We start from the raw sequence: 13,213 nt of genomic DNA, 5'->3' as shown, positions 1-13,213 counted from the left end.
CAGCGACCTTGTGGAGCTACGGCTCGCACTTCCCCACCTCTTCGGCATTGAGGCAGGTGTCGGTGCCGGCGCCACCGTCGGCCCAGTCGTCGCCGTCGCCGCCGTCGATCAGGTCGTCGCCTTGGTGACCATAGAGCCCGTCGCGACCGCCGAGTCCGACGAGGACGTCGTTGCCGGCCCCCCCGAAGAACGAGTCGTCGCCGTCGGAGCCGCTCATCCGATCGCCGTAGTCGCTGCCGTACATGAACCACGCGACCAGTTCTGGCGCCAGGAACGTGATGACATCGACGGGCCCTTCGGGGCTTGCCCCGATGCGCCGCGCGATTCCCGCGGCCATGTCGACCTCAATGCCCACGGGGCTGTCCGAGAAGCCCGGAACGACGTAGGCGTCACCATGGACGCGGAGTTGGTCGCCGTCGCCGGTGAGCCCGACGAGGATGTCGCCGGTGGGACCGACATCGATGATGTCGCGCCCAGGTCCGCCGGCGTGGTATCTGCTGTACCCGCCACCGGACAGCGCCGTGAGCACGTCTGGTCCTCGGCCTCCGAGCATGGTGTTGTCGTGCACGTTCCTGCTGATGAGCCGGTCCGCGCCGGGGCCGCCGATGACCTTGTGTTGCATCCCGTTGCTCGAGACCAGACGGTCGTCTCCTGTGCCGCCGATGAGCTTGTCGGCGAACCCCCACCGGTCGACGATGCGGTCATCGCCGCTGCCGCCGGAGAGTCGGTCGCCGTGCTTGGCCTGGCTCCAGTCGGCCGGGTTGCGTCCGCCGACAAGTCGGTCGTCGCCGGGGCCGCCGCAAATGACGTCCTTTCCGTCGCCGCCGAGTACGACGTCGTTCCCGCCACCGGCCACGATGACGTCTTTGTGGGGTGTCCCCACGAGAACATCGTCGCCGCTGGTGCCGACTCCTCCCGGTGACGCTGGGTGCCCCATGCAGGTCGGCCGCTCACGTTGGCTGCTGTCGACTGCGAGGTAGCCAGTCTCGAAAGCGGAGAGGTCGGCGGTGTCTTGAGATGCGTACTCGGACGTGCCAGTTGCGGGGACCTCTGCGGTCCCTGGTGTGGAGAGCTCAGCGGTCCCGAGAACCGCAAGGGTCGCGCTCAGCACGACCACGCTGCCGAGGAGTCCTAGGGGCCGCATCGTGCCTCCTGCGCTGTCCAATCCTCGTTTCGAGCTCATGCCGCGACTCTGCCCTGCATTCCGCGGCCGCGCCTGAGGCTGCAGTCCCGGCCTGGCCGGGATTCTTGGTACGGACGTCGGTTCTATCCGAGCAGAGACCCGGGTACTGCCTGGGCTCACCTGATCGCGGCGGTATGACGCGGCCCGCGATGGCCGAGCAAGCTTGTGCATTTTGAGCATGTCCGGACGCTTGTGGCCGGAATGGGCCTGCCTATTGACTGCGGCCCGCCGAGGGATTGAATCAGGTCATGGCTACTCAACCTTTCGACGTCGTCGTGGCCGGGGGCGGGTTGGCTGGGGCCTCCGTCGGAGGCGTGCTGGCACGGTCGGGTCTCGGTGTGTTGGTGGTCGAGAAGGAGCGCGTGTTCCGGGACCGCATCCGGGGCGAACTGACGTGGCCATGGGGTCATCACGAGGCCTTGCGGGCCGGCCTCGGCGAGGCTCTCGTACAGGCCGGCGCCGTGAACCGACCCGCGCTCGACTTCTATGCCGATGGACAGCGGGTGGATTCGCTGCGCTGGGCGGACGTGTCGATCGATGCATTACCAGCCATCGCGTTCTCGCATCCTCTCCTGCAGGAGACTTTGCTGACCTGGGCCGAGGCACAGGGGGCCACGGTCATGCGACCAGCGAAGGTCGCCGCTGTCCAGGACGGCCATCGACCCGTCGTGACGATCATCGCGAACGGACGAACGACTGAGGTCCGGGCCAGGCTGATCGTTGGAGCCGACGGGAAGAAGTCCGGCGCACGGCGGTGGTTGGGGGCCGAAACGGTGACCGACGCCGAGCATCACTGGTTCGGTGGCCTCCTGTTGTCCGGTGTGCCATGGGACGACACCTTCGGCTGGGCCACCACACCGGCAGCGGCAGTTGGTTGGTTCGCGACGAGCAGCGACTCGTGCCGTGTCTACATCCGGCTGCGCGCGGACCAGGTCCGCGCGGCAGGGATAGCGCACAGTGTCGACAAGTTCGTGGATTTCGCCGCCAAGTTCATGCCTTCGGGCACGATGGACGGAGCCAGGAAGACGGGACCGCTGGGCTTCTTCCCCAACAGTTGCACGTGGTCGAGCCGCACAGCCCTCGGCCACGCAGTGCTCGTGGGCGACGCGGCAGGCGCATTGGACCCCACCCAAGGACTTGGCACCTCACTGCTGTTCCGCGACGTCCGCGGGCTCAGTGAACTGCTGGCAGACAACGGGAACTGGGAGCGGGCCACCAGCGAGTTCGCGTACCAGCGGCACGCCTACTACGGAGTGCTTCGCGCGTACGACCGCTGGTGCGCGCTTCTGGACGCGGAAGAGGGACCCGAGGCCGACCGTCGACGCGAACTCAATGCGGCCGCCCGCGAGGCAGACCCCACGCTCGGTGGGTTCGCAATGCTCGAGGCTTGCGGACCGGATGGGCTCGTCCCGGATGAGGAGGCCCGTCGGATCTACTTCGGGGAGTGAAGCGCTTTGTCTCGGATGTCCGAGAGGTAGTGCGCTCACGATGACAAGCCACGGCCTGAGCGCCGGTTCTCGCGCGACGACGGCAGGTTCGACCCAGGAGGCGAAGCCGCTGAACCCGGTCCTAACCTGACACGAGTCGCTCGCACTCATCTTGGCTAGATCCGGCTGCTGTCAGGCGCCGACAGGCGGCGGTAAGACGCGCCTCGATGGCGTGCTCGCTCCGCGCACTACTTCCACACCAAGCAGGCGGCCCCGCCGGATCCCTCATGCACCCCGCGTCCGTGCCCCCGCGGTTCCAGGCCACCCTCGTGGCGGCGCAGCGCGACCGCGTCGCGCAGCAAATCTCCGACGGCGAAGAGATCGACGTACCGTCTCTCGCCGCGGACAGCGAAGACGGCCAGCGTGAGACCGGGGGGATCAGCGGCGAGGGGGGCGCAGTCGAGATCGCCAATGTGGGGTTTGACAGGGCCGCCTGGCGGGGTTTCCATGAGATGGATTCTCTTGGAGGAACCATGGTGCCGCGGCTAATCCTCGCCGGCTTGGCGCTCGTCGCGCCGCTGCTTCCCGCTGTCCCCGCAAGTGCAGTCGAGGGGACGTGCGAAGGCAGGGTCGCGACGCACCTCGGTACGCCGGGGGACGACGTCCTCCGTGGGACCGAAGGCGACGACGTGATGGTTGGCCTCGGGGGCGACGACACCATCTCCGGGTTGCTCGGCAACGACGTCATCTGCGGTGACGAGGGGTCGGACCGTCTGGCGGGCATGGCGGGCGACGACCGCATCCTGGGTGGGCTCGATAGCGATGCCGGAGGCGACGCCATTTGGCCGGGCGTAGGCAACGACTACGTCGACTTCGGCCTCGATCCCGTGACGCGCGACGACTTCTCCCTGCCTGCGGACACCGTGATCTATTCGGACCTCCTCGCCGCCGGCGTATCGGGCGGGATCCGAGCCGACCTCACGCCTATCGGCGGTCTGGGTGTCGTCGCAGAGCCGTCAGGCACCGACCGGGTCGTCGTGACCGAGGCCATGGGCGTCGTGGGCACGCGCACCGCGGACGTCCTGATCGGATCGCCGTACCTCGATGTGCTGACGGGTCGTGGCGGTGCCGACGTGATCGACGGCGCCGGCGGCAACGACTCCCTCTACGCGGACTGGACGGACGCTGACGGTCGCACGGACGTGGACCCGGCGGTCGACGGCCCGGATGACATCGAGGGAGGGTCCGGCAGCGACTGGATCGTCCTGGGGCAGGCCGGAGGTACAGCGCGGGGCGGGGAGGGCAGGGACCACCTCGAAGCCCATCCGGCGACCGGCCCGGCCGTCCTCCGCGGCCAGGACGGAGACGACCAGCTCCTGGTCGAGGGCGTGGAGCACGTCGACGTCGACGGCGGTGGGGGCCATGACGACATCGACCTCAGACTCACCCCCGCCTCCCGCGGCATGTCGGTGGACGGAGGCAGCTCCAGAGACCTCGTCACCTTCGACGTGCGGAAGGCGGGCTTCGGCAAGGGCACGACGATCACCGTGGACCTAGCCCGCGGAGTTCTCCTGACCAAGGTGCGGGCCGGTCGGGTGCGCGGCCTCGAGGTCCTGTGGATCCAGGGCGAGGACGCACGCTGGCGGGTCCGCGGCACCCATCGGAACGAGGACATCATCATGCGAGGAGGACGGAGCCTGGAGGCCTGGATGCGCGGAGGGCGCGACTCCGTCGTCGCCACACGAGGGCCGGACTTCCTCGACCTGGGCAGTGGCGGCGGCGACTTCGCGAACGGCCGCAAGGGCAACGACACCTGTCTGGGTGCCGAGCGGGTCATCAGCTGCGAGGCCCTGCGCCGGTCGGGTCGGGCGGCGCGCCACGCACCTGCGCAGGCACGGATCGCAGTCGACCGACTTGAGCGCCGCGTGCCGGTGGTGGCCCGGCTGCCGTTCGGGGGCTCCGAGCTTCACGGGTGATCGAGCCTCCGTTGGCTGCTGCGACCGGACAGCGGCGAGTGCGTCCCCGGGCTGCAAGACGTCTCAGGTGGCCGCGCAGCGTCAACCAGCAGAACTGCGGCACGTCATCTGGGATGTTCGCGATCGGATCAAGAACGCACCGGACCCGTGACATCGGCAAAGCCGGGTACGCGGCTCGCGGCGAAAAGACTCACGCCGGGAAAGACGCACGCCCACCCGTGTGGGTAAGCCGCTGCGGACCTCCGGCTCCATCGTCCGCCACGACAAGCATCTCTCTGAGCAATGGTCGAGGCGCCAGGAACACTCGAACTGCGTGAGCGAATGCTCCCGGGCGCCTCGTAGAAGCAGGTGTAACGGACATCGCCCAAACCGCAACGATGCTTGAAGTTTCGTCAAGTTCCGGGCAGCTCGACGAGGACCGCCACGCCGAGACGGTCTCGGACCGTCGCTGCCGCTCGCGCAGGGCGATCGCGGCGGAACGGGGCACCTATCAGCGCGGGAATCGCGGCATGTGCGGAGGCTTGATGGGCGATGATCGATGGGGGTGCGGCGATGAAAGGACTCGGTATGGCCAAGCTCGTGTTCGGAATGAACCAGTCCCTGGACGGCTACGTCGACCACATGGCGTTCGCGCCAAGCCCTACGCTCTTCCGCCACTTCATCGAGGAGGCTCGGGCGCAAGCCGGCTGTGTCTACGGTCGCCAAATGTATGAGGTCATGCGTTACTGGGACGACGATCATCCCGAATGGGATGCACCGGAACTGGCCTTCGCGGCGGCATGGCGGAACCAGCCGAAATGGGTCGTCTCGCGCTCGTTGAAGTCGGTCGGCCCCAACGCCACGCTCGTTCAGGATGATCTTGAGGGCGCCATCCGCAAGCAGAAGGCCGAGCGCGACGGGGAGGTCGAAGTTGCCGGCCCCGGCTTAGCCCAGAGCCTCACCGAGCTCGGCCTGATCGATGAGTATCGGATCTACCTGCATCCGGTCGTGCTCGGTCACGGCAAGCCGTACTTCGCCGGACCCCGGCCGCCGCTCCGCCTCATGGCCATCGATCAGATCGAAGACGTGATCCGGTTGATCTACGTTCCTGCATAACGCTCGTCGGCTCTGAGCGCGCGCAGTGGCGGCGGAATGACTCGCTTCGGCGAAGTTCTGGTCAGCAACCCCCTGCTTACTCGACGGGCCGGGGAGAGGCCCAGGAGGATGCGAGATCTAAACCGGGAGCCTGGGGCCGTCACCAGCCTGAACAAGCACTCAGCGGTGGAAGGCATCGGACAGTTCTGGCGGACGACTTTGATCGATGGGGCAGACGGCAGTAACTGGGGTGCCTCACCACTCGCTCACCGGATGCCTCACACCTCTCGGAGACGGAGATTCGGGCGCGTGCGCCGGCGGCCCGCGGGCTTATAGACGCGTCCAGCGCGCTCTCTTCGCCCGGTGTTCGGGAGAGGACAGGTGGACGCGTTGCGTACGTCGGTCCCCCGACGCTCTAAAGCTCAAACAAGTCAGTTGGCGCGTTCAAGGCTCTGGATGAACACATCGAAGTCCCCGATGTAGCCGTTGTTGTCGTTCGGCACCAATGTGTCGTGCGAGGAATAGAACACGGCCCAGCGGCCGTTCCGCGATATCTCGCTTGGATAGCTGCCTACACTCCACATAGGGTTGGCCCCGGGCCGAGAGACTCGGACTGTCGCGCCGGACACTCTGTCGCGGACGAAGACGTCGGCATCCTGTTCTTCGGGAAGTTGCGATGTGTCGTCGGTCTGCGATTCGTCGCTGGTCAGATAGGCACGGGACCCAAAAAGCACGAGCTCGCCGTTCCGGGAAAGCGAAATAGTCCCTACCGAGCCGTTTCTTGACACGGCGCCCGTCGATGCGACGCTCACGGCTTCACTCTTACCTGTGTCTCGATCCCAAGCGTAAGTAGTGAAGTAGGGGCCGGCACGGTCGTAGTAGCCGGTCATCCAGGCAACTACTCTGCCATCCGCCGAGAGGTTCGAGTTCTCGCTGCTTCGGGTGAACGGCTGTCCGCTTGGGTCCACCGACACGAGGCGCGTCTTGCCGGTGCGACGATCGCGGAGATACACCTTGCCCGAACGCGTGCTCGTCGATCGCGCGCCAAGGTTTTGCGCTGCGGACTCGAAGGTCACAAGCGCCCGTTCGCTGACACCGACGCGTTCGACGCGCCTTCCCCGCTCGCCGGCTCTCCGCGGCTGTTGCGGGAGACCAGAATGGTCTGTCCCGTGTCGAGGTTCCGCATGAAGACCTGTGCCTGGCCAGGGTTTGATGCACCGGGAGCAAGGTTGGTTGCTAGGCAGGAGAACACTACCCATTTGCCATTGCCGGAGATGTTGCCTTCAAGCGTGTGATCGTTGGCCTGACGGCCGCCGCTGCCCACACTGACCCTTGTCGTCTTGCCCTTCACAGTGTCACGCATGAATAGGTCCAGCGCCTGGTTGGTGTCGTGTTGTACTAGGTAGGTGGTTCTGCTGGTGAAGAGGACGTATCGACCGTCGGCTGACATGTCCTCGAGCCAACTGTGTTGGTCGGCGGGTCGCTCCGATGACGAGACGCTGGCACGCGTTGTGACGCCAAGCTCCCGGTCTCGGACGTACACCTGTTGGCGGCGGGAGTCCCGCGACACCAGATTGTCGGCAGTGGACATGAAGGCCACGTACCTGCCGTCGTCTGAGACCTGACCTCCGTAACTGCTCTTGTCAGCTTGACCGTCGTTTACCCCCAACGAGACTCGGTCTGGACCCCCAACGAGATCCACAGCCCTAGCGGAGGAAGCGAGACCTGCGATAGCTATGGCAGCGACACCGGCCACGAGGGCGACCGATAATCGTCGTAGCCTCCGGAGACTCTTCATTCAAGCGCCTCCTAGACCGAACGCGGGTTTCGGTCCACCATCCTCTCGACCAACTAGGAAGTCCAGGAGTGCGCCAAGTGCAGCAGCGTCTGCTGGGTGAAGGCGAAGGCTTGCGACTCGGCCGCGGCGTTGTACGCGGGCCCGACTCACGCTGCGCGAGGCCAGGCTGACTCAGTGAGAACGACCCGCTCGTGCCCGGTGCTGCCGATCACCGAGGGGTGCATGACCATTGGAGAAGGAGATCCAGCGCACTAGATCTAGAACCGGTACGACCAACCTTCAGCGGCGAGCTTGCGTACCCCGATCTGGAACTGCTTCCCGCCGACGTTGATGACGTACTTCGGGATCCCGACGTAAGGCAGGCGCGGCAGTTGCATCCTGAACACGGCCCTCACGATTGCGGGAAAGCAGCCCAGTCCCGCGATGCAGAAACCTTCCTGGGTCATCTGGTAATGGCACGACCCCATCGTGCCGACCGCGACTTTCCTGCCCGTCTTCCCATCACGAACCCTGACGGTTTGGCCTGGGGTGAACGTGATGTCGGCGCACCGTCCCTCCGGCTGCGTCCCTATGACCCACGCGGCCCTGCCGGTCACGCTCAGGCCAACCTTCACCGTCGGTACCTCCCGAGACTGCACGATGGCAGGGGGTGGCGCCTCGTCCGATGCGTAGGCCGATGTGGCGACAAGGCCGGCCGTGCCGTACCGGGTGCTGTCAGGGGCTGAGTGCGTCGCAGTGGGCGCGAGGAACACGAGGGCCAGCACCGGTGCCAAGATCTGCATGATCTTCTTCATCAGGCAACTCTCTGAACTGGAAGGCGGTGAGGGAGGGGCGTAGCCAGGCCAGTCTCCGTCCGGATTTCAGGCTTGTCTGGTGCCCGTTCGAAATGAAGCGGAGTGGACCAGCCCCTCATGCTGGGACTCACCGCATTCGGGGCTGGCCAGCAGCCGGCAGCGAGGAAGATTGCCCGCTGAGCGGTCAACCGGACAGGATCATCAACGACTACCGCGATTCCCACGATCAGCCGTCGGACTCCTCGATGCTCGGGCAACGCGCCCCCGGACCGAAACGGTTACGCCGGTACGCGAAGCACCGACGCCCCTAATGGCTTGACAGTCGTAGGCGGCGGAATGGGGCACCGGCTGATCGTCGGTAGGACCTCAGTCACGTCGCGCCCTTGCCCTCCATCCATGCGACCACGTCGAATACGCGGAGTGCCGAAACGGCGTCTGTGAGCCCTGCTTGCTCCCTTAGGCGTAGGAGGCGGGGGTGGAGGTCATCAAGCTCGTTCAGGGTTTTCCGTAATGGCGCCCAGATGTCTTGAGAATCAATCACGGTCGCTACCACCGAGTCGTAAATGGGACGCAGACGGGGCCGTTTCCGGGCCAGAAGCTTGCTGGCCGTTGTGGCGCCCACTCCTGGTAGCGCCGTCAGTTCGCTCCAGAGTCTCCAGCCCGCCCAAGCATCGCTCCACGCTTGAGTCTCTTCCACCAAGTCGCGATCACCGCCGAGCTCTCGCAAGAGCCGACTGAACTTCGCCGCGCCCGTGTCGAGCAGCTCTATAGCGGCGGCCGGAGGAACGTACACAGATAGCAGGCTGACGGCGACTAAGTCATCGGCCGTGAACCGGTTCACGTCTTCACTTCGCGAGAGAGTGCTGTCCCAGTCGTCGAACCGCGCCCCCGTGAACGGGTCCGAGTCACTGTATTCACCCAAGGAGTAGTAGCGCTGCAACGCACTGACGGCACCCGAGTCGTCGGACGACTGAAGAAGTTGAGGAAGTCTCATGCACTGACCTTTCCATCGTTCGGGCTCAGACACGGGCCATATCGACGAATCGTGAGTAGTGCCCCTGAAAGCCGACCAAATGGGACTGAGTCGGTCCCCAGCGGTTACGCAATAGGTGGAGGTCAGCCTCGCCAGGTCGCAGCGAGGTGCGGTCGAGCAGGTCGGGGCGGTCGATGTCGAGGATGAAGTCCGCGACGTCGGCCCACGTCGGTTCGATTCCCGCGTTGGATACGACTCGATAGCGGGGAAGCGTCAGAACGACGAGGTGCCCGCGAGCGGCGAGAGCGGCCGTTCGTTGTGGACACATCCCGCCCGAGTGGTGAGAGTCGTCAACGACGAGCACCTGCGAACTCGGCAACTCATCCATGTCCACGTCGGCGATTGAAAGTTCGCCTGGCCCGACTATTGAGAGAGGCGCGGACTCCAGCCTCGGACCCACTCGGCGCAACTTCTCCGGATCGCGCCCCGACAGCCCGCGATGACCGAAGTGACTCATCGGCACCTTCGCGACAGACGCGGCAAGGCGGGTCGCAACACGGGCAACCGGCTCCTTTGTTGAGACCAGCTGAGTGGTGAAGCCGTGTTGGCTGGCCAGCAGCCAAGCCCACTGAGCGGCTAGTGCGCTGCGCCCTTGGCCGGGGGTTCCAACCACGATCCAGCACTGCCCGAGATCGAACCCTCCGGTGGATTCGTCCAGCGCTGGCAATCCCGTGGTTCTCTGTTCAGGGCGCTCAGCGCGCGCTACTTCCAGTAGCTGCATAGCTTCGACCACGGAGACCATGGACGCATGCTGCCCGGATGCACCGACATCGTTCGGCCTAGTTGCACACCGAGATCACTCGGTGGGGCGAACGCGGCGGTAAGACGCACGTTTGATTGCGTGCCGGTCAACTAGGTTCGCTGGTCGGCACTTCGTTGACAGGCGGGTGCCTGGCGCGCGTCGATGCTCCGCGTTCCCACCAGTCGATCGGCGCACCATCATGCAGCTGGCCCGCTGTGAGCTCAATGTCGCCGATATTGCAGAACTTCCAAAGCTCTTTCGCAGCACGTGAGTACTGGAACAGCACCTCGTCGACGTCAAACGCGTCCAGTTCACCGCCGCGGAAGCGGTCAATCGCGTCGGCTACGGGCGCGACGAGTTCGGCGAGCCGCGCTCCGTGGTAGCCCGCAACCGCCCCGCGTGCCTGCCGACGATCTGACTCCTGGGACATCAACAGAGGTTAGTGCGAACCACCGAACGAGAGAATGCGTGCACTCATCGCGGCATGAGCGGAACGCTATGCGTCGAGTACCCCATCTTTGGCCATGACAGATTCGCCACGGTCGGAGACGCTGTCCACACTGCTCGAAGCCTCATCCGTCTCCCCGCCCAGGAGTTCCCATGCGCATCGCATCTGTCTGCGCTGCAGTAGCGCTCGCCGCAGGCGCTCTGGTCGCCTCACCGGTCGCTCCCTCCGCAACGGCCCAGCCGCTGGAAAGGGGCCACTTCCACGAGGTTTGGTCCGAGGACTTCATCTGCGAGAGCAACGGCCTGCCGATCCGCGAAGACGGCGACGTCTCCGGATCGTTCGTCGTCAACGAGCGTGGCCCCCAGGGCCTCGCCTACTTCCGCGAGTCGATCCGCGGCACCATCACCTGGACGAACCTGGCCGACGGCGGCACCTACTCGACCAAGTTCACCTCGATGAACATGGACCAGAAGATCACCGACCTCGGCGACGGCGTCATCCAGATCGACACCAACAACGCCGGCGGGGCCAAGTACTTCGACAACACCGGCAAGATGGTGCTTCGCGACCCTGGCAACATCCGGTTCCGGATAGTCATCGACACCATTAACGACGAGGAGCTGTCCTTCGAGGTGCTCCGTGAGTCGACCGGTCTCAACGAGACCGACGGCCGCGACTTCTGCGAGGACGTCGTGATCTTCTCCGCGGTCGGCCGCTGACCCAGTCTCCTACCGGCTCCACAGCCAGTTCACCTGGCCGAGCCGGCCGGAGGCGACGCCGCGCCTCCTCGGCAGTGTGCCCCCTCATCGGTGCGGGTTCAGGCGGTCAACGCAACACCTCGGCTAGTGCCTGTGATGGTGTCTTGAAGCCGAGGGTCTGTCGAGGGCGTTCGTTTAGCTCTTGGGCAATGGCGTCGAAGTCGGCCTGGGTCAGCGTGCGGAAGTCGACTCGTCGTGGCAGGTACTGACGCAGCAGGCCGTTGGTGTTCTCGTTGCTGCCGCGCTGCCAAGGTGACTTGGGATCGCAGAAGTAGACCTGGATCCCGGTGGCGGTGGTGAACCGTTGATGCTCAGCCATCTCGTGGCCCAGGTCCCAGGTCAACGAGCGGGCAAGCTGGGTCGGCAAGGTGGTCACGGCGGCAGCCAGCGCGTCGGCGACCACGTCGGCCTTGTGGTTGCCATCAGGCAGAGCGACCAGCATCAGGAACCGGGTAGAGCGCTCGACCAAGGTGGCCACCGGGCTCATCCCTTTGCCGAACACAAGGTCGCCTTCCCAGTGTCCGGGCACCGCACGGTCTTCGGCCTCGGGTGGTCGCTCGGAGATATGCAGCGTGTTCGGTCGACCGCCGCGCCCGTCGGGCAGACGGACTCCTTTGGGCCTGCGAATGACCCGGCCGGTGCGCAGATAGGCGGTTAGCTCCTTGCGCAGCGCGCCACGCGACTGCACGTACAGGGTGCGGTAGATGCTCTCGTGCGACACCTGCATCTCCGGACTGTCGGGGTAGTTGATCTTGAGCCAGCCGGCGATCTGCTGCGGTGACCACCGCCGCTGGAGCTTCTCCTCCACGATGGCACGCAGCGCCGGGTTGTCCGCGAGCTTGCATGGCTTGGGCCGGGTCGCCCGAGCCCATGCCGCCACGTCGGCACGTGCCGCCCGGTACCGCCGTGTCCCACCGTTGGCGTTGACCTCGCGGCTAACCGTCGATGGCGACCTGCCCAACGCCGCCGCGATCATCCGGATCGACTGACCGGCCGCGAGACCGCGGGAGATCTCCTCGCGTTCGGCCAGGCTGAGCCGACCCGGCGCGCGCCGCCGCGGCTCCGGTCTGATGCCTCCACACCGCAACAGATAGGCGCGCACCGTGCCGGTGCACAAACCGAGCTCACGCGCCGTGGGCTTTGCCGCCTGCCCAGCACGCAGCCGCAGCCACACCTGGTCGGTCGCCTCCGGCGTCAACCTCTCGTAATCGCCATGCCCCACAACGACCTCCTCGACAACGTCGAATCAAGGAAGTGTTGCGCCGACCCCTTGAGACCGCCGGCAGATCCGGATGTCCGATAGGCGGCGGTATGCCGCACTGATTGCGGCAGATCCGGAGCTTCAGGAAGGGCGGGGGTATCCGTACTTCGGCGCGTTGGCCAGGACCGCATCCACGGTCGTGGTGGCGCTGCTTTCGCTCATCGCAACCTGCTGCAGAAGTTCGATTGCGCGATGCCGGTCGCCCGCATCAGTCGCGGCATCGAACTGCTCAACCAGGCCCGACGTGAAGAGGCGCTCGTTGACCGTCATCCCGCTGAAGTCTGGACGCTGCCCACTCATGTCATCCCCGTAGTGGCGACGTGTGGGGATCAGCCGTGACCGGAACGCGGCATGAGCGGACTGCCAAATGCAGGCGTCAGCGACGGGCTAACCGGTGAACTAGCCACTCGGTCACAGCGGTGACCTTCGCTGCCGCATAAACGCACCCGCCTATGAGGAGCAGGAATACGACCTTCTCAACAGGCCCCGTGCTTGTTGTGCCTACACCCATTACAAACGAGATGGCCAGCAAGGCCAGCACGATGATGAGCAGCACCCGAGCCACCCGAACCACGGTGATCACCCCTGCGACGGTACGCCCCCGAGTGATGCTTGGGAACGTCCTGTCATCGGCTGCTTGTTTCATTGACGCAGGACCGGCGCCTGGCGAGGCTCGGTCCAGGCGCCCGGGCTGTCGCTCCCTTTTCGGCTGCCCACGC

14 protein-coding genes are annotated in these 13,213 nt (G+C 65.6%); 4 read left to right on the top strand and 10 right to left on the bottom strand.

Features of this window, described 5'->3' with window-relative positions:
• Nucleotides 1-16: 16 nt before the first annotated feature.
• Nucleotides 17-937, bottom strand: a complete 921-nt coding sequence (locus tag J3P44_RS00070) for a calcium-binding protein (protein ID WP_255889140.1) — start codon at nucleotides 935-937, stop codon at nucleotides 17-19.
• A gap of 494 nt (nucleotides 938-1,431) precedes the next feature.
• On the opposite strand from J3P44_RS00070, the gene J3P44_RS00065 reads away from it, so the two are divergent.
• From J3P44_RS00065 to J3P44_RS00055, 3 genes are all read left to right on the top strand, one after another.
• Nucleotides 1,432-2,631, top strand: a complete 1,200-nt coding sequence (locus J3P44_RS00065; RefSeq protein WP_255888189.1) for an FAD-dependent oxidoreductase — start codon at nucleotides 1,432-1,434, stop codon at nucleotides 2,629-2,631.
• Between the two features lie 512 nt (nucleotides 2,632-3,143).
• Nucleotides 3,144-4,586: a calcium-binding protein gene (locus tag J3P44_RS00060; protein ID WP_255888188.1), complete on the top strand. Its 1,443-nt coding sequence runs from the start codon at nucleotides 3,144-3,146 to the stop codon at nucleotides 4,584-4,586.
• A 567-nt stretch (nucleotides 4,587-5,153) separates the two neighbouring features.
• Entirely contained in the window at nucleotides 5,154-5,681 is a 528-nt protein-coding gene (locus tag J3P44_RS00055; RefSeq protein ID WP_255888187.1) for a dihydrofolate reductase family protein, read from the top strand.
• A 410-nt stretch (nucleotides 5,682-6,091) separates the two neighbouring features.
• Here the strand turns inward: J3P44_RS00055 and J3P44_RS00050 are convergent, their stop codons facing one another.
• The 6 genes from J3P44_RS00050 to J3P44_RS00025 all read right to left on the bottom strand — a co-directional run bounded on the left by J3P44_RS00050 (nucleotide 6,092) and on the right by J3P44_RS00025 (nucleotide 10,457).
• Nucleotides 6,092-6,736 (bottom strand): TolB-like translocation protein, encoded by a 645-nt coding sequence (locus J3P44_RS00050; RefSeq protein ID WP_255888186.1) that lies wholly within the window; start codon nucleotides 6,734-6,736, stop codon nucleotides 6,092-6,094.
• Complete coding sequence (locus J3P44_RS00045) at nucleotides 6,733-7,251, bottom strand: TolB family protein (RefSeq protein WP_255888185.1); 519 nt, start codon at nucleotides 7,249-7,251, stop codon at nucleotides 6,733-6,735. The genes J3P44_RS00050 and J3P44_RS00045 overlap by 4 nt, the downstream gene beginning before the upstream one ends.
• A 464-nt stretch (nucleotides 7,252-7,715) precedes the next feature.
• Entirely contained in the window at nucleotides 7,716-8,252 is a 537-nt protein-coding gene (locus J3P44_RS00040) for a hypothetical protein (RefSeq protein WP_255888184.1), read from the bottom strand.
• A gap of 370 nt (nucleotides 8,253-8,622) precedes the next feature.
• Entirely contained in the window at nucleotides 8,623-9,246 is a 624-nt protein-coding gene (locus J3P44_RS00035; RefSeq protein WP_255888183.1) for a DUF6308 family protein, read from the bottom strand.
• A gap of 25 nt (nucleotides 9,247-9,271) precedes the next feature.
• Nucleotides 9,272-10,027, bottom strand: coding sequence for a DnaB-like helicase C-terminal domain-containing protein (locus tag J3P44_RS00030; protein WP_255888182.1), 756 nt, complete (start codon nucleotides 10,025-10,027; stop codon nucleotides 9,272-9,274).
• A gap of 106 nt (nucleotides 10,028-10,133) precedes the next feature.
• On the bottom strand, nucleotides 10,134-10,457 hold the full coding sequence (locus J3P44_RS00025; RefSeq protein WP_255888181.1) for a hypothetical protein: 324 nt from the start codon (nucleotides 10,455-10,457) through the stop codon (nucleotides 10,134-10,136).
• 170 nt (nucleotides 10,458-10,627) lie between these two features.
• Between J3P44_RS00025 and J3P44_RS00020 the strand changes: the two genes are divergently transcribed.
• The gene (locus J3P44_RS00020; RefSeq protein ID WP_255888180.1) at nucleotides 10,628-11,194 is read left to right on the top strand and encodes a hypothetical protein; all 567 of its coding nucleotides are present in this window, start codon (nucleotides 10,628-10,630) and stop codon (nucleotides 11,192-11,194) included.
• A gap of 106 nt (nucleotides 11,195-11,300) precedes the next feature.
• Here the strand turns inward: J3P44_RS00020 and J3P44_RS00015 are convergent, their stop codons facing one another.
• From J3P44_RS00015 to J3P44_RS00005, 3 genes are all read right to left on the bottom strand, one after another.
• Nucleotides 11,301-12,455: an IS30 family transposase gene (locus J3P44_RS00015; protein WP_255888179.1), complete on the bottom strand. Its 1,155-nt coding sequence runs from the start codon at nucleotides 12,453-12,455 to the stop codon at nucleotides 11,301-11,303.
• 120 nt (nucleotides 12,456-12,575) lie between these two features.
• Nucleotides 12,576-12,764, bottom strand: a complete 189-nt coding sequence (locus J3P44_RS00010) for a hypothetical protein (protein ID WP_255888178.1) — start codon at nucleotides 12,762-12,764, stop codon at nucleotides 12,576-12,578.
• A gap of 106 nt (nucleotides 12,765-12,870) precedes the next feature.
• Nucleotides 12,871-13,077 carry a hypothetical protein gene (locus tag J3P44_RS00005; RefSeq protein ID WP_255888177.1) on the bottom strand — a complete coding sequence of 69 codons (207 nt, stop codon included), beginning with the start codon at nucleotides 13,075-13,077 and terminating at the stop codon, nucleotides 12,871-12,873.
• Nucleotides 13,078-13,213 lie beyond the last annotated feature (136 nt).

Origin of the sequence: Nocardioides astragali, assembly GCF_024436375.1 — a bacterium.
Lineage (GTDB): Bacteria > Actinomycetota > Actinomycetes > Propionibacteriales > Nocardioidaceae > Nocardioides > Nocardioides astragali.
The sequence above is the reverse complement of the archived record's forward strand: the minus strand, read 5'-3'. Positions and strand labels throughout refer to the sequence as shown.